Raw genomic sequence first — 15012 nt, forward strand, 5'->3', positions numbered from 1 at the left:
CTGGTTTGGCCACTGCCTGCACAGCCCCCGGCGCTAGCCCGCAGGCGGCGTGGCAGCCTCCAGCGCCGCCTGGGTCAGGCGCAATGCCAGCGCCTGCACTGCCGACTCGCGTTCGCTGCGCAATGCGTTCATTCGCGTCAGGTACACCCCTTCCTGCAGCGTGCCCTGTTGCGCGGCCAGCACCTCGAGTCGATCCCAGAACGGTTGTTCGACCTGCTCGAACTCGCCTTCGTGAGCCTGGCGCAGGTAGGCCAGCCAGAAATCCCGGCCGCTGATGAACGTTGCCAGCTGGTCGGTCTGCTCGGCAGCCAGCACCACCCGCTGGGCCTCGTGTATCTGTGCCGGGGCCACGGCGGCCACTTCGGCGAACTGCATGTTGCGCGGTTGCCCGGGCAGGTCCAGTGCAGCGGCCAGACGGGTGCGATAGGCCAGGCTCACCTCGACCTCGTCCACCCCACGCGCCTCCTGCGTCCTGGCCTGGATGTCGGCACGCGCGAACTGTTCGACCTGTTCAAGACGAAACAGACGCCGCGCGAAGGCGAGCAACGCTTCGCCCTGCTGCTCGTTCGGGCTGTCTGCGCGCACGGTCTGAAACAGCAAAAACCGCACTTCGAGCGCACTGTAGGTGGACGACACACTGTCCACGCACGTGGTCGGGCTGGCCGCCAGCTCGAACAGTTCCTCGCGCAGCGCCGTGTGCTGCGCCATCGCCTCGAGCATGCGCCACACGCGCTGGTCCAGTTCGGCCCGGGTATGCTGGAAATCCGCCGACCCGGTCAGTTCGGTCAGCAACTGGAAGAAGTCTGCGGCGCCAGGCTCTGCAATCAGGCTGTCCCAGTAACGGCTGCGCACATCCAGCTGCGCCTCGTTCGCCAGCTCCAGCCACAGTGCGCGGGCTTGCGCAGTCGTTTCAGCACGTACCATGACACCGGCCGCAGCCTCCACCACGGGCAGCAACTGCTGCAGATCGTTGATGCGGTCCCAGGTGGCCTGCGGCAGGGGGTTACGCTGGAGCAGGTAGATGTTCAGCGACTCGGGCACGAAGAACGTCTCCGGCAACTGGGTGATGAGGTTGTCGCGCAAGTCGACCACATCCAGAAACGGACATTCGAGCAACCCGGTCGGGAACAGCTGCAGGCGCGTGCTGCGCAACCACACGTGGCGCAAGTTGTACATGCCGGCCATGTTCGGCAGGATCTCGATGGGATTGTTGTCCAGGTTCAGCACTTCAAGCCGATGCAGGGACGCAAGGGTATTGACCCCGGTGTTGCGCAGGTTGATCTGGTTGAGGTTCAGGTTCACCTCACGCAACCAGTTCATGCCGTTCAAGGCAGGCGGTATGCGCCCGAAGCGGTTGTTGGCCAGGTTGAGCCAGCGCACGCCGACAAAGCGTTGCAGGAAGCTGTTCGACAGCTCGGTCAGCCCCATGCCCACCAGGCTCAGGTCTATCACGTGGGAAAAATCGATACCGGCCCCCAGCGGCGGCAGATGCCCCACCGGCATCGCCACCAGGTTCAGGCGATAGCCGATCAGCGTGCCACCCCCATTGGTCACGCGATCGGTCTGTCGTCGCCAGCACCGGCGCAGCTCATCGGCCACCAGGCGTCGCCACTCGCGGGACTGGCCAAAGACCTCCCGACACCACAGCTGCAGGCTCGCATCGAGGCGCTGGTACTGGTCCAGCAGGCGCATCAGTGCCGTCATCGGTTCAACCGAGCCCCCCTGCAGTTCGGTCAGAAGCACATCGATCTGGAGTTGGTCATAGCCCGGGAACAGCACACGCACCACACTGACCAGGGACCGTCGTGTCGCACTGCCCCGGCCACTGAGCGGATACCCGATGCGACCGTCGGGCAAGCGCTGGGGCGGGCTGAAGCGCCCGGCCGAGCGCGCCTGCCCGATCAGTTGCGCGGCCTCGGAGGGATTGGCCAGGGCCCGCGCAGCCAGGGCCTGGCGCATTTGTGCCGCGCTGTCATGACGCGTCCAGCCCAGGGCGCGACGCTGCTCGCGCGTCAGGCAGCAGGCAATCGCCTCGAACAGCCCCTGGGGCGCCGGGATCTCGTCGTCGAGCTCGTAGCCTTCAGTGTCGTACACCGAAAACTGCCCGTCGCGACGCACCAGCACGCGGGTCTGGCGGGTATCGCTGAGTGACAACTGGCGCTCGATCACCCGCCCGCTGGACGAACCTTCGCGCAGCTCCAGGTTCAGCCCGTCGGGCCAGGCCGGCATGCGTCGCAGCAAGCCGAAGGCCAGGCCCACGCTGTCGTCACTGTGCACGTTCTGCAGGCACAACCCCTCCAGCGCCCTGCTCAATCGCGCCTCACGCAAGGTGTGGCGTGCCTGCTCGGCGACCGCCAGGGGAATGCGGCGAGTCTGATCCATCATCTGGCGCTGCGTGGCATCGGCCTGCTCTGCCAGCGCCTGGGCATAGCGTCGCGCCAGCCCGGGAAAGTCACGTTGCAACAGGCTCACACGGCTATCGGCAGCGGTCAGCGTGGCCGCCTCAAGGTGCTCGAACAGTTCGAAGCGCAAGCGCGGCATCTGCTCCCAGATGTGATCGAGCTCCGAGTCCTGCCCCGCGTCTTCGACACCCTGCAGATGCTCCCTGCAGAAGGCATGGAGCACAGGGTCCAGGCCCTGGGCATCGGTTTGCCGGTGCAGGCGCTCGAAGAATGTCGAGATGCGCGTATCGATACCGAAGCGGACCAGGGTATCGCGCAGGCGAACCGGCATGCCCCGGTTCTCTACGTGCAGGCCGCGCAAACGCGCCTCGTCCATACCGGCAATCACCATGACCTGGTCGATCTGCGCATCGCTCAGCCCTTCGGCCAGCGGGCCCAGGCGCCGCACCAGCAGGGCATTGCCCGCCCACTGCAGCGCATGCTCGCCAGGCAGGCGCCAGGCGCCTTCGCCATTGGTTTCCAGGCCGGGCGAGTAGGCTTCGGCACGCTGCGGGTGCACCAAAACCCAGCGCCCATCGCGCTGCTGAACCTGATAGGTCTGCCCTTCATGCCTGAGCCACAGCGCGCCTGCATCCTCATACAAGCCATCGCTGCGCGGCACCAGGGTTTCAGGCAAAGGGTGGGCATGACGGTAGCTTGCCAGGTCTTCGTTCCACAGCCTGTATTGGCCCGTGCTGCGCACTATCGGCATGAGGCCGTCGACGAAGGCCGAACGTTTGGCCACCGCCACCAGGCCCGCCACTCCCGCCCCTGTTGCAACGCTGGCCAGCACGTTTTCGGCCACGCCGGTCAGATGCGCCAGGGCCTCCTTGCGCTGGCCCTTGCTCCAGTCGACGGCGCCCTCATAGACCTCGCCCAGCAACTGCCCGACGCTACTGAGCAGCATGATCTGGCCAACCCCGGGGACGAACGAGGCCGCTATGCCGAGCAGGGTTTCACCTGCGGCCAGGTAGGCCTCGCGACGTGCTTCGGCCAGCGCATCGTCGACCCTGGCCGTAGGCACGGCAAGCACCGCTGCGTCGGCCTTGAGCCGGGCGATACGCCATTGCGCAAGGCTGGCGAACAACTCTCCGGCCAGCGGGTAATCGAGCAGCTCCAGGTCCGGGCGCACCGCGTCTCGCTGCGCCTGCCACGCCGCGCCAAAAGCTGCACGCTCCTGCAGGCTGATCAGGCCCTGGAAATAGCTCAGGTAATCAGCCGATTTCAAGGCCAGGCCCAGATCGGTTGCACAGGCATACCAGGTCGGATACTGACGCAGCGGGCGCTGCGGATCGCCAGGCAGAAACACCACCACCTGGCGCACCAGGCCGGCCTCGGTCCAGCGTATCGCCCCCTCCAGGGGTTCGCCACGGGCCAGAAAGGCGACCGCGCCCTGTACCTGCTGCCCCAGCACCTCGATGCTGCGCACCCTTACCGGGTGCTCGGCGTAAGTCACCTGGCTCGCCCCGTCGACCACCTGGCGCAGCATGCGGTAGGCCACCTCGTCGATGTCCTTTTTCAGGTAGCCGACCTGGGCGGCCACATCCAGCTGATCGCGCTGTTCGCGGGCCAGCAGCGCATGGCGCTGGCGCTTGAGTGCGTCATCCGGCGGGTCGAGCACACTGTCCAGATGAGCCTGATACTTCTGGCCCAGGTCCAGCGTGCGGCACAGGCCGGCAAACCGCTCGGGCGCGACGCCCAGTGCCTGACCCGCAGACACGATCGCCGTGCCGCGAAAGAATCCCCAGTAGCCGCCGGCAGTCTCGCTGAAGTTCTGCAGGGCACGCTGCAACAGCGGGCTCTGGATCTCGATCGCCTCCAGATAAGGCATGGGCGTGACCGAAAGCCCCGGGCGGTACTGACGCAGGCGCACTTCCTTCCAGTGCGCCGCACGCGTGTCCAGTTGCAGCCCCAGGGTGTCGCGCAAGGCCTTGTCCAGCAGGGGCGCAGCGAACACGTCGGGCGACTGCAGGAGCTGGAACAACTCGGTCAACGCTTCAAGCGACGCCTGATGCCGGATCAATGCAGCGCTCACTGCGCGCGCCTGTTCCCTGGATGCCGTGCGCAGCCAACCCGGCAGGCGTTCGGCGATGAATTGATCGAGAATGGTGGGATCGTCTGTGGTGCCGGTGGTTTTGCGGGTGCTCGAGGTCGGGCTCATGGCGCCTGCTCCATCAAGGGGTGGGCACCCAGACTAGGAACAGCCCCGCCGGCAAGGGAGCGGGAAGGCTTGCCTCGCGGCCTCAGCCCGAACCCAGCACGAGGCTGCGGTAATGCCCGGGGTTGCACCCCGACCACTTGCGAAAGGCCTTGTAGAACGAACTGGTGTCGGCAAACCCCAGGCGTTCGGCGATCTCCACGTAGCTGACCTGCGCATCGGCCAGCCAGCCGATGGCCAGCTCGCGGCGCACGCTGTCCTTGAGGGCCTGGTAGGTCTGGCCCTGCTCGGCCAGGCGTCGACGCAGGGTGGAGGCCGACAGGCACAGCTGCTGGGCCAGTGCCTCGGCATCCGGCCACTGGCTGGCGGGCAACTGGCGCAGGTCGTCGCGGATCCGCCGCGCCAGGCTGGTGGGGTCGCGGTACTTCACCAGAATGTTGGCCGGCGCCTCGGCCAGAAAACGCTGCAGCTCTTCGGGTGTGCGCCTGAGCGGCAGGTCCAGGCAATCGGCAGCGAAAATCAGCCGCGTGCGTGGGCGCTCGAACTGCAGGTTCTGTGAAAACATCACGCGGTAGTCATCGCAGTAGTCCGGCTCGGCGCAGCGCAATTCGATGGCCAGAATCGGAATGCGCCGACCCGCCAGCCAGCAGGCCACACCATGCACGATCATCCAGAAGGTGAAATAGGTGAAGGGTCGGCGCGGCGCCTCGGCGGGTTCGCCGATCACGATTTCAGCCAGGCTCTGCTGGCGCACCAGCACCGGGTGCAAGTGCTCGAGCATCAGCGACAGAAACCCCAGCGCGCACTCCAGGCCCGCGCCCAGGGTCGGCTGGGCCATGGACGAGCGGCAGATGAACGCCAGGCTGCCGCTGCGCAGCCCGCGCGGGTCCATGCAGAAGAACTCGTCGTTGCAGCGACGCGCCAGCAGCCGCCACAGCCGGGCATAGGCACTGGCCGGCACGCGGGCCTGGGGCTGCTCCAGTTGCTGCGGGTCGATCCCCACCCGCTGCAGCAACGCCGCAGCCGCCGCGCCGGGTGCGCTGCTTTGCAACAGGGCCTCGCGCACCAGTTGCATGGAGATGGTGTCTTTCTCCTTCATCGACCCTCACTCGTGTTGCAGGTGGTGTGTGCCGGCCATCTTAGGGGGCCGACGGCAAAACGCCAACGCCGTGTCATGCCGATGACGCCAGCCCGAGAAAGGCCTGGATCAGGCGCAGCTCGCGGCGCCGCTCCAGGCAACCGAGCATGTGCTGGTTGACCAGACCTGGCCCCTCTATGGGCCGGGCCACCACCCGCGGATCGTGGCTGGTCTCCATCGACGAGACGATACCCAGCCCCAGCTGCGCGGCCACCGCCTCGGTCACCGCTTCGCGGCTGTCGAGCTCCAGCAGCACCCGTGGCTGCACCCCGGCCCGGGCACAGGCCTGGTCGAAGGTGCGCCGGGTGATCGAGCCGGGTTCGCGCAGCACCATGATCTGCTGGTCCAGTTCGGCAAGGGGCAACTCGGGGCGGCTGGCCCAGCGATGGCCGGCCGGCAGCAAGGCACAGATACGCGACGGGCCCAGGGCCTGCAGATGCAGGCCCTTGCGCGGTTCGACCTCGGTCAGCACGGCCACGTCGGCATGCTCGGACAGCAGCGCCGCAAGGGTTTCCTGGGCATTGCCCAGACGCAGGTTGACCGTGATGCCGGGGTAGCGCACGCGCAGTTGGGCCAGCATCGGCATGACCTGGTGTGGCCCGTCGGCGGCAACTTCCAGGCGCCCGGTAAGCAACTGGCGGTTGGCTTCGAGCATCACCTGCGCCTCCTCGGCCAGGCCGAACATCGCGCGGGTGATGGCGGCCAGGCGGGTGCCCTCCTCGGTCAGCTCCACACGCCGCGCAGTGCGCCGCAGCAGGGTGATCTGGTAATGCTCCTCGAGTGCCTTGATGTGCCCGGTGACCGCTGGCTGGCTGATGAACAGGCGCGCGGCAGCGCGAGTAAAGCTGCCCTCGCGGGCCACCGCATCGAAAGCGCGAAGCTGAAACAGGTTCATATCTATCGGCCTGACTTATGGTTGGCATAACGACAAACAATTTGATTGATGAAGCGCGCAATTGCAACGTAGGCACCGTAGTTTCAGCCCACCGCTTGCGAGGAGCATCGCCATGACCCACACCCCCGTCCTGCTGACGCCGGGCCCCCTGACCACCTCGGCACGCACGCGGCAGGCGATGATGCTCGACTGGGGCTCATGGGACCGCGAATTCAACACCTTGACCGCCAACCTGTGCCAGCAGTTGCTGAGCATCGTCAATGGCCACGCCAGCCACCACTGCGTGCCCCTGCAAGGCAGCGGCACCTTCGCCGTGGAGGCGGCCATCGGCACGCTGGTGCCCCGTGACGGCAAGGTGCTGGTACTGGTCAACGGCGCCTATGGCCAGCGCCTGGCCAGGATCTGCCAGGTGCTGGGCCGCGCATTCACCACCTTCGAGACCGCCGAAGACCAGCCCACCACCGCCGCCGATGTCCAACGCCTGATCCGCGCCGATGCCAGCATTACCCACGTGGCGCTGATTCACTGCGAAACCAGTACCGGCATCCTCAACCCGCTGGCGCAGATCGCCCAGGTCGTCGCCGAGCACGGCAAGCGCCTGATCATCGACGCCATGAGCTCGTTCGGCGCCCTGCCGATCGACGCGGCCCAGGTGCCTTTCGACGCCCTGATCGCGGCGTCCGGCAAGTGCCTCGAAGGCGTACCGGGCATGGGCTTCGTGTTCACCGACAAGACCGCACTGGCTGGCGCCGAGGGCAACTCGCCGTCGCTGGCCTTGGACCTGCATGACCAGCATGCCTACATGGCCCGCACCGGCCAGTGGCGCTTCACCCCGCCCACCCACGTGGTGGCGGCGCTGCACGAGGCGCTGCTGCAGTACCACGAGCAAGGCGGCCTGGCGGCGCGCCACCAGCGCTATGCAAGCAACTGCAAGACCCTGCTCGACGGCATGGCGGCCATCGGCTTGCGCAGCTTTCTGCCCGCCGCCATCCAGGCCCCGATCATCGTCACCTTCCACGCCCCGCGTGACCCGCGCTACCAGTTCGCGGACTTCTACGAACGGGTCAAGGCCAAGGGGTTCATCCTCTATCCCGGCAAGCTGACCCAGGTCGAGACATTCCGCGTGGGCTGCATCGGCTGCGTCGGCCCCCACGAGATGCGCGCCGCGGTCCGGGCCGTGGCCGATGCGCTGCGGGAAATGGAAGTGCTGCACATCTGATTCCGTTTTATCCCCCTTTTCTGCGGTATACCGAACAAGGAACGCAATGATGAACTACAGCAACCCCACAAAGCTGCAAGCGGCCATTCTCGACTGGGCCGGAACCGTGGTCGACTTTGGCTCGTTCGCCCCCACGCAGATCTTCGTCGAGGCCTTTGCCGAATTCGATGTACAGGTGTCCATCGAGGAGGCCCGCGGCCCCATGGGCATGGGCAAGTGGGACCATATCCGCACGCTGTGCGACCAGCCGCAGATTGCCGAGCGCTATCGCGCGGTGTTCGGCCGCGTGCCGAGCGATGATGACGTGACGGCGCTCTACAACCGCTTCATGCCGCTGCAGATCGAAAAGATCGCCACCCATTCGGCGCTGATCCCCGGCGCACTGCAGACCATCAGCGCCCTGCGCCGGCAGGGCCTGAAGATCGGTTCGTGCTCCGGCTATCCGAAGGTGGTGATGGACAAGGTAGTGGAACTGGCTGGGCACAATGGCTATGTGGCCGACCATGTGGTGGCCACCGACCAGACCCCCAACGGCCGCCCGTGGCCGGCCCAGGCGCTGGCCAACGTGATTGCGCTGGGTATCGACGATGTGGCGGCGTGCGTGAAGGTGGACGACACCGTACCGGGCATTCTGGAAGGGCGTCGTGCCGGCATGTGGACCGTGGCGCTGGTGTGCTCGGGCAACGCGCTGGGGCTGACCCATGAAGGCTACCTGGCACTGGATGCCGAGCAACTGGCCAGCGAGCGTGCGCGCATTCATGCGCTGTTCGAAGGGTCACGCCCGCACTACCTGATCGACACCATCAATGACCTGCCGCAGGTGGTGGAGGATATCAATCGGCGTTTGGCGCAGGGTGAGATGCCGCAGGGGGTGTAGACCGCGTTGGGGCTTTCGCCGGCAATGCCGGCTCCTACAGCCGGCAAGGCGGCTCCTGCAGGCCAGGAGCCGCCCTCGCCAGCCAAGGGCGCGCCTGGGCCCTATGCCAGGTGCCGCGCCACCCACGCCGCATAACTGTCGATGAAGCTCTGCAGAAACGGCCGGGTCTTCTCCGAAAGCTTGCCATGTTCGTCGAACAGCGTCGCCGCCCCACCCACATAGGCCTCTGGCTGCTGCATGCAGGGCACATCGAGAAACACCAGGGACTGGCGCAGGTGGTGGTTGGCACCAAAGCCCCCCACCGCCCCCGGCGACACACTGATCACCGCCCCCGGCTTCTTGCTGAACACACTCTGCCCATACGGGCGCGAGCCGACGTCGATGGCGTTCTTGAGCACCCCGGGCACCGAGCGGTTGTACTCGGGGGTCACGAACAGCACCGCGTCGCTGGCACGCACCTTGTCGCGAAAGGCCTTGTAGGCTGCCGGTGGGTCGGTGTCGATATCCTCGTTGTACAACGCCAGCTCGCCAATTTCGACGATACCCAGCTTGAGGCTGGCCGGTGCCAGCTCTGCAAGCGCCCTGGCGACCTTGCGGTTGATCGACTCCTTGCGCAAGCTGCCTACCAACACCGAAACCGAATAGACCTGGCTCATGACCACGCTCCAACCTGATCGACATAGAGAAGTGGTAGTTATAGACGCTACGGCGCGGCCCACAGGTTTTTTTCCAGGGGGACTAAACTTCCCAGGCAAAACAGTGGTCTATGGCCCATAGAGAACATTTCAGAGGGCACACGCCAAATGACAGCAGTACTGGTCGGACAATTTCATGCTCGGGATGCTGAAGGACGCATCTACCCCGTTCATGAATTTCAGGAAGCCACCCTGCAGGCCGATGGAAGTGCCGACTCCTTGCCGATCACCAGCTATCGCCTGGCCATCGGCGATCGGGTCAACCACCTGGGCGAGGATCGCTTCGAGCTGGTACAGAGCGGCGTGGAGATCACCCGTATCCCCTGATGCACCGCGCGGCCCGAGCAATCCGGCCGCGCCCTTTGCTTCAGGCAAACAAAAAGGGCGACCCTTGCGGGTCGCCCTTTTTGTGTTACCGCCAGCAGGGGCGGTGATGTTTGGTAGGCACAATTGGATTCGAACCAACGACCCCCACCATGTCAAGGTGGTGCTCTAACCAACTGAGCTATGTGCCTGCTGCGGGGCGCATTCTACTCAGGTTCAAGCCCCCTCGTAAAGCGAAATGTACAAAAAAATCAGCAGCTTTGCCGCGCCCATGAAAACGGCCCAAACGAAAAAGGCGACCCTCTCGGATCGCCTTTTTCGTGTACCGCCAGCAGGGGCGGTGATGTTTGGTAGGCACAATTGGATTCGAACCAACGACCCCCACCATGTCAAGGTGGTGCTCTAACCAACTGAGCTATGTGCCTGCTGTGAGGCGGCATTCTACGCAATCGACGCAGCGTGTCAATACTTTTTTTCACGCTAAGCCACTGAATACTAATATTTTTTACCCCAGCCCGGGTTTGCGCGATTTTTACCGTCTGGCTGGCGGGTGTTTATTATTGTTGATACGATCTGCACAATCGTAAAAAATATAGAACATACAACTACAAACCCTGAGGTGCCCGCACATGGCCAACACCCCCTACCCCCAGTCGTATTACGCCGCATCGGCCAACCCCGTCCCGCAGCGCCCGAGCCTGCAGGAAGAAGTACAGACCGACGTCTGCGTGATCGGTGCGGGTTACACCGGCCTGTCCAGTGCCCTGTTCCTGCTCGAGAACGGTTTCAGCGTCACCGTGCTTGAAGCCGCCAAGGTCGGCTTCGGTGCCTCTGGCCGCAACGGCGGTCAGATCGTCAACAGCTACAGCCGCGACATCGACGTGATCGAACGTACCGTCGGCCCCAAGCAGGCACAGCTGCTCGGCCAGATGGCCTTCGAGGGCGGGCGCATCATCCGCGAGCGCGTGGCCAAGTACAACATCCAGTGCGACCTGAAGGACGGTGGCGTGTTCGCCGCCCTGACCAAAAAGCAGATGGGCCACCTGGAATCCCAGCAACGCCTGTGGGAACGCTACGGCCACACCCAGCTGGAACTGATGGACCAGCGCCGCATCCGTGAAGTGGTCGCCTGCGACAGCTACATCGGCGGCATGCTGGACATGAGCGGCGGCCATATCCACCCGCTCAACCTGGCCCTGGGCGAAGCCGCCGCAGTGGAATCGCTGGGTGGCAAGATTTACGAACAGTCCCCGGCCATCCGCATCGAGCGCGGTGCCAACCCGGTCGTGCATACCCCGCAGGGCAAGGTGCGCGCCAAGTTCATCATCGTGGCGGGCAACGCCTACCTGGGCAACCTGGTACCGGAGCTGGCCGCCAAGTCGATGCCATGCGGCACTCAGGTGATCACCACCGAGCCGCTGAGCGAAGAGCTGGCACGTACCCTGCTGCCGCAGGACTACTGCGTGGAAGACTGCAACTACCTGCTCGACTACTACCGCCTGACCGGCGACAACCGCCTGATCTTCGGCGGTGGCGTGGTATACGGCGCGCGTGACCCGGCCAACATCGAGGCGATCATCCGCCCGAAAATGCTCAAGGCCTTCCCGCAGCTCAAGGACGTGAAGATCGACTACGCCTGGACCGGCAACTTCCTGCTGACCCTGTCGCGCCTGCCGCAGGTAGGTCGTCTGGGCGACAACATCTACTACTCCCAGGGCTGCAGCGGCCACGGCGTCACCTACACCCACCTGGCCGGCAAGGTGCTGGCCGAGGCCCTGCGCGGCCAGGCCGAGCGTTTCGACGCCTTCGCCGAACTGCCGCACTACCCGTTCCCGGGTGGCCAGATGCTGCGCGTACCGTTCAGTGCCCTGGGCGCGTGGTACTACAGCCTGCGCGACCGCCTGGGCGTGTAAGCCGGCAACCCAGGGCCGTCACTGCCCCACGGCATTGACGGCCTGGCGGGCCGCCTGCTCCTGGCCTGCCTGGGCCAGTTCATTGGCGGCCTTGAGCCAGCGCTGGCGGTCCACCTGGGCCGGCAGTTGGCCGGGCGACTGCACCAGCACCGCCCAGCTCCCCTCCTTCTTCCAGGCTGCGGCGAAATCGTCGAAGTCCATCAGCAAGCGCCGATTGTTGCCCGCACGCAGCAGCACCCGCGACTTGTAGCGGTCATAGCCCACCAGCAGGGCATAGCGCGGCTCGCTCCAGAACGCCGAACCTTCCTGATAGCGCAACAGCACCGGATTGCCCGCGGCCACCTGGGTCAGCAACGCCGGCAGGGTGCCATCGAGCGGGTACACCACCATGCCGTACTGGCGTGCCACGGTCGCTACCGAGGCCTGCAGCCTGTCGACACCTTGTGGCAGTTGCAAGGGCCCTTCGAGCAGGCCGGGGGTGATGCGCACCCCCTGCTGCGAGAGGATCGCGGCCAGCGCCATCGGCGCGCTCTGGTTGGCGTTACCACGGTAGAACGGCACCGCGCCCAGTTCCACGCGCTGGGGCAGGCTGTTGAGCTGGGATGAAGGCTGGCTGGCGCAACCGGCCAGGCTGGCGGCCAGCAGGCAAGCCAGCAGCAGACGGTGGGACACGCGACGTTTGGGGGCGGTGGGCAACATGGACACTCGCTTGTGCTGATGCCGGGCAGACGACGCCCGGCCCTGGCTTGCGATCATAGGCTGGCGCAGGCCTGCGGTATAGCCCGCGGCACGCTTAGAGCGAACTGAACCAAGGCGCTGGACCACTGGTCAACCGTCTGTCACAGACGATGGGCTAGACTGAGCTTGTGTCCGAATGGCGAGTGCAGCTTGCCCAGTCGAAGGAGGCACGCAATGAGTCTGACGATGGGAATCTTTCTGTTGATAGGCACGTGGCTGGTGGTAGCCGCAGCCATGCTCTGGGGGGTGTTGCGCATCGCGCGCCGCCACCATCTGCACCATCCGCAGCCGACCAGGGCTGCATCCGAGGCACAGCGGCACGCTCGCCGCCACGCCAACGCGCACTGACGCGACACTGCATAACCACCTTCGCCGACAACGCCGGCGTCTGCAGGTGCGTCCTGCAGAGCCGACGTCGCTGGCGAAGCGGTCAGTCAGGTTTCGCTTGCAGCGCCTCGCGCCGCTCGCGAGCCCGGCGCGACATGATGTTGAGCACCTCGATCGCGGTGGAGAACGCCATCGCCGCATACACATAACCCTTGGGCACATGGGCACCGAAGCCTTCGGCGATCAGGGTCATGCCGATCATGATCAGGAAGCCCAGGGCCAGCATCACCACGGTAGGGTTGTCGTTGATGAACCGGGCCAGCGGGTCGGCGGCCACCAGCATCACGATCACCGCACTGATCACCGCGATGATCATGATCGGCAAGTGCTCGGTCATGCCCACGGCCGTGATGATGCTGTCGATCGAGAACACGATGTCCAGTACCAGGATCTGCCCGATCGCCGCGGCAAAGCCCAGGGTCACGGTAGACGACGCCTTGGTCTCTTCCTTGGCACGCGGGTCGACGCTGTGGTGAATCTCGGACGTCGCCTTCCACAGCAGGAACAGGCCACCGGCGATCAGGATCATGTCCTTCCACGAGAAGGCATGGCCGAACACGTCCACCACCGGCTCGGTAAGCTGCACGATCCACGCCACGGTGCTGAGCAGGCCCAGGCGCATCACCAGCGCCATGCTGATACCGATGCGCCGTGCCTTGGAGCGGAACTGCTCAGGCAGCTTGTTGGTGAGAATCGAGATGAAGATCAGGTTGTCGATGCCCAGCACGATCTCCATGGCCACCAGGGTAGCCAGGGCCACCCAGGCGGTCGGGCTTGCAGCAAGTTCCAACAGGTATTCCATGAATCAATCCTGAATCAGTGTGGGTAAAAAATCAGATTTCCCGGGCGCTGTCGTCGCGCTCGGGTTTGTCCTGGGCCTCATCGGGCTTTTTCGCCAGGGGCGAACCGGTCGCGTCGCTGAGCGCCTGCTGGGCGGCATCGTTGGTCTTGTCGATCGCTTCCTTGGCCGACTGGGCAGCCTGGTTGAGCATCTGCTGGGCAGATTTTTCCGCCTGCTCGCAACCGCTCATGGCCAGCAGCGCCAGCGCCATCACCAGGGGTGTGCCAATCGATTTGAAATACAGCATGGGTTCCTCTCTGAAGGTCTTGCCTTGATAGCGACGCATTCTAAAGAGACTGAAACATCCGGAAAATTCGTATTTTCAGCAGTTATACTTCGGTTTTTACGAATCGGAGATGCACATGCTCAACTACCGACAACTGCATTACTTCTGGGTCGTGGCCAAGACCGGCAGCATCGTGCGTGCCGGCGAGCAGCTCAATCTCACCCCGCAGACCATCAGCGGGCAGATCAGCCTGCTTGAGCATAGCTACGGTATCGAATTGTTTCGCCGTGTGGGACGCCAGCTCGAACTGACCGAGACCGGGCGCCAGGCCCTGTCCTACGCCGAGCAGATGTTCCAGATTGGCGGCGAACTGGAAGCAGTGCTGCGCGCCCAGCCCGATGAGCAGCAGATTCTGTTTCGCGTGGGGGTGGCCGACGTGGTGCCCAAGTCGATCGTGTACCGGCTGCTGGCGCCGACCATGGAGCTGCCCGACCCGCTGCGCCTGACCTGCCGCGAGGACAAGCTCGAACGCCTGCTGGCAGATTTGGCAGTACAGCGCCTGGACATGGTGATCTCCGACAGCCCGATGCCCAGCCATCTGGACATCAAGGGCTACAGCCAGAAGCTCGGGGAGTGCGGCATCAGTTTCTTCGCCACCCCGGCACTGGCTGCCCTGCATCCGGCGCCCTTTCCTGTCGGCCTGCAGCATGCACCGATGCTCATTCCCGGCCAGGAGACGGTGGTGCGCAGCCGGCTGCTGCGCTGGTTCGCCGAGCAACAGTTGCAGCCGCGCATCGTCGGCGAGTTCGATGACAGTGCGCTGATGCAGGCATTCGGGCAGTCGGGCAGCGGCATCTTCATCGCCCCCAGCGTGATCGCCGACGAGGTCTGCCGCCAGTACGGGGTGGAGTTGATCGGCCAGACCGATGCCGTCACCGAGTCGTTCTATGCCATTTCGGTAGAGCGCAAGGTCAAGCACCCGGGCATCGTCGCGATCACCGAAGGTGCCCGCCGCGAGCTGTTCAACTGGCCTGCGCCCTGAGAGACACACGGCACCGACATCACATCCCGGGCCTAAACATTCCACGGCCCGAACCGTCGATAGAAGGACGCGCCGACGCATCGCGACAACACGCCCCACCTACCGCCAGGCAGTGTGC

Annotated in this window: 13 protein-coding genes and 2 tRNA genes; 6 read left to right on the top strand and 9 right to left on the bottom strand. The window is 64.9% G+C overall.

Features of this window, described 5'->3' with window-relative positions:
- Window positions 1-33 precede the first annotated feature (33 nt).
- The 3 genes from FW760_RS20665 to FW760_RS20675 all read right to left on the bottom strand — a co-directional run bounded on the left by FW760_RS20665 (window position 34) and on the right by FW760_RS20675 (window position 6632).
- A complete protein-coding gene (locus FW760_RS20665; protein ID WP_446443934.1) occupies window positions 34-4602 on the bottom strand; it encodes an NEL-type E3 ubiquitin ligase domain-containing protein in 4569 nt (1522 codons plus the stop codon).
- A gap of 82 nt (window positions 4603-4684) precedes the next feature.
- A complete protein-coding gene (locus FW760_RS20670) occupies window positions 4685-5698 on the bottom strand; it encodes an AraC family transcriptional regulator (RefSeq protein WP_043859675.1) in 1014 nt (337 codons plus the stop codon).
- 73 nt (window positions 5699-5771) lie between these two features.
- On the bottom strand, window positions 5772-6632 hold the full coding sequence (locus FW760_RS20675) for a LysR substrate-binding domain-containing protein (RefSeq protein ID WP_116053428.1): 861 nt from the start codon (window positions 6630-6632) through the stop codon (window positions 5772-5774).
- Between the two features lie 112 nt (window positions 6633-6744).
- Between FW760_RS20675 and FW760_RS20680 the strand changes: the two genes are divergently transcribed.
- The gene (locus FW760_RS20680; protein ID WP_116053426.1) at window positions 6745-7851 is read left to right on the top strand and encodes a 2-aminoethylphosphonate--pyruvate transaminase; all 1107 of its coding nucleotides are present in this window, start codon (window positions 6745-6747) and stop codon (window positions 7849-7851) included.
- A 49-nt stretch (window positions 7852-7900) separates the two neighbouring features.
- Window positions 7901-8728, top strand: coding sequence for a phosphonoacetaldehyde hydrolase (gene phnX, locus FW760_RS20685; protein WP_100634742.1), 828 nt, complete (start codon window positions 7901-7903; stop codon window positions 8726-8728).
- Between the two features lie 101 nt (window positions 8729-8829).
- On the opposite strand, the gene FW760_RS20690 is transcribed toward phnX, so the two are convergent.
- Window positions 8830-9384, bottom strand: a complete 555-nt coding sequence (locus tag FW760_RS20690) for an NADPH-dependent FMN reductase (RefSeq protein WP_100634741.1) — start codon at window positions 9382-9384, stop codon at window positions 8830-8832.
- A gap of 147 nt (window positions 9385-9531) precedes the next feature.
- On the opposite strand from FW760_RS20690, the gene FW760_RS20695 reads away from it, so the two are divergent.
- Window positions 9532-9750, top strand: coding sequence for a hypothetical protein (locus tag FW760_RS20695; RefSeq protein ID WP_043859680.1), 219 nt, complete (start codon window positions 9532-9534; stop codon window positions 9748-9750).
- Window positions 9751-9861: 111 nt separating this feature from the next.
- Here the strand turns inward: FW760_RS20695 and FW760_RS20700 are convergent.
- Together FW760_RS20700 and FW760_RS20705 are read right to left on the bottom strand one after the other, a co-directional pair.
- A tRNA-Val gene (locus FW760_RS20700) sits at window positions 9862-9938 on the bottom strand.
- A 157-nt stretch (window positions 9939-10095) separates the two neighbouring features.
- Window positions 10096-10172 (bottom strand) — tRNA-Val (locus FW760_RS20705).
- 204 nt (window positions 10173-10376) lie between these two features.
- Between FW760_RS20705 and FW760_RS20710 the strand changes: the two genes are divergently transcribed.
- Window positions 10377-11660, top strand: coding sequence for an NAD(P)/FAD-dependent oxidoreductase (locus FW760_RS20710; protein ID WP_043863032.1), 1284 nt, complete (start codon window positions 10377-10379; stop codon window positions 11658-11660).
- An 18-nt stretch (window positions 11661-11678) separates the two neighbouring features.
- Here the strand turns inward: FW760_RS20710 and FW760_RS20715 are convergent, their stop codons facing one another.
- Complete coding sequence (locus FW760_RS20715) at window positions 11679-12416, bottom strand: peptidase C39 family protein (protein ID WP_116053423.1); 738 nt, start codon at window positions 12414-12416, stop codon at window positions 11679-11681.
- A gap of 156 nt (window positions 12417-12572) precedes the next feature.
- Between FW760_RS20715 and FW760_RS20720 the strand changes: the two genes are divergently transcribed.
- Entirely contained in the window at window positions 12573-12746 is a 174-nt protein-coding gene (locus tag FW760_RS20720; protein WP_167400240.1) for a hypothetical protein, read from the top strand.
- An 82-nt stretch (window positions 12747-12828) separates the two neighbouring features.
- Here the strand turns inward: FW760_RS20720 and FW760_RS20725 are convergent, their stop codons facing one another.
- Together FW760_RS20725 and FW760_RS20730 are read right to left on the bottom strand one after the other, a co-directional pair.
- The gene (locus tag FW760_RS20725) at window positions 12829-13587 is read right to left on the bottom strand and encodes a TerC family protein (protein WP_043863034.1); all 759 of its coding nucleotides are present in this window, start codon (window positions 13585-13587) and stop codon (window positions 12829-12831) included.
- 31 nt (window positions 13588-13618) lie between these two features.
- A complete protein-coding gene (locus FW760_RS20730) occupies window positions 13619-13873 on the bottom strand; it encodes a hypothetical protein (RefSeq protein WP_043863035.1) in 255 nt (84 codons plus the stop codon).
- A 115-nt stretch (window positions 13874-13988) separates the two neighbouring features.
- Between FW760_RS20730 and nhaR the strand changes: the two genes are divergently transcribed.
- The gene (gene nhaR / locus FW760_RS20735; protein WP_043863167.1) at window positions 13989-14894 is read left to right on the top strand and encodes a transcriptional activator NhaR; all 906 of its coding nucleotides are present in this window, start codon (window positions 13989-13991) and stop codon (window positions 14892-14894) included.
- The last annotated feature ends 118 nt before the right edge of the window (window positions 14895-15012 follow it).

This window comes from Pseudomonas sp. 1176_21 (genome assembly GCF_052850635.1).

Coding starts and splice junctions, on each gene's coding strand:
- FW760_RS20665 (WP_446443934.1), bottom strand. CDS start 4,602: ATGAGCCCGACCTCGAGCACCCGCAAAACCACCGGCACCACAGACGAT.
- FW760_RS20690 (WP_100634741.1), bottom strand. CDS start 9,384: ATGAGCCAGGTCTATTCGGTTTCGGTGTTGGTAGGCAGCTTGCGCAAG.
- FW760_RS20670 (WP_043859675.1), bottom strand. CDS start 5,698: ATGAAGGAGAAAGACACCATCTCCATGCAACTGGTGCGCGAGGCCCTG.
- phnX (WP_100634742.1), top strand. CDS start 7,901: ATGAACTACAGCAACCCCACAAAGCTGCAAGCGGCCATTCTCGACTGG.
- FW760_RS20675 (WP_116053428.1), bottom strand. CDS start 6,632: ATGAACCTGTTTCAGCTTCGCGCTTTCGATGCGGTGGCCCGCGAGGGC.
- FW760_RS20710 (WP_043863032.1), top strand. CDS start 10,377: ATGGCCAACACCCCCTACCCCCAGTCGTATTACGCCGCATCGGCCAAC.
- FW760_RS20725 (WP_043863034.1), bottom strand. CDS start 13,587: ATGGAATACCTGTTGGAACTTGCTGCAAGCCCGACCGCCTGGGTGGCC.
- nhaR (WP_043863167.1), top strand. CDS start 13,989: ATGCTCAACTACCGACAACTGCATTACTTCTGGGTCGTGGCCAAGACC.
- FW760_RS20715 (WP_116053423.1), bottom strand. CDS start 12,416: ATGATCGCAAGCCAGGGCCGGGCGTCGTCTGCCCGGCATCAGCACAAG.
- FW760_RS20720 (WP_167400240.1), top strand. CDS start 12,573: ATGAGTCTGACGATGGGAATCTTTCTGTTGATAGGCACGTGGCTGGTG.
- FW760_RS20730 (WP_043863035.1), bottom strand. CDS start 13,873: ATGCTGTATTTCAAATCGATTGGCACACCCCTGGTGATGGCGCTGGCG.
- FW760_RS20695 (WP_043859680.1), top strand. CDS start 9,532: ATGACAGCAGTACTGGTCGGACAATTTCATGCTCGGGATGCTGAAGGA.
- FW760_RS20680 (WP_116053426.1), top strand. CDS start 6,745: ATGACCCACACCCCCGTCCTGCTGACGCCGGGCCCCCTGACCACCTCG.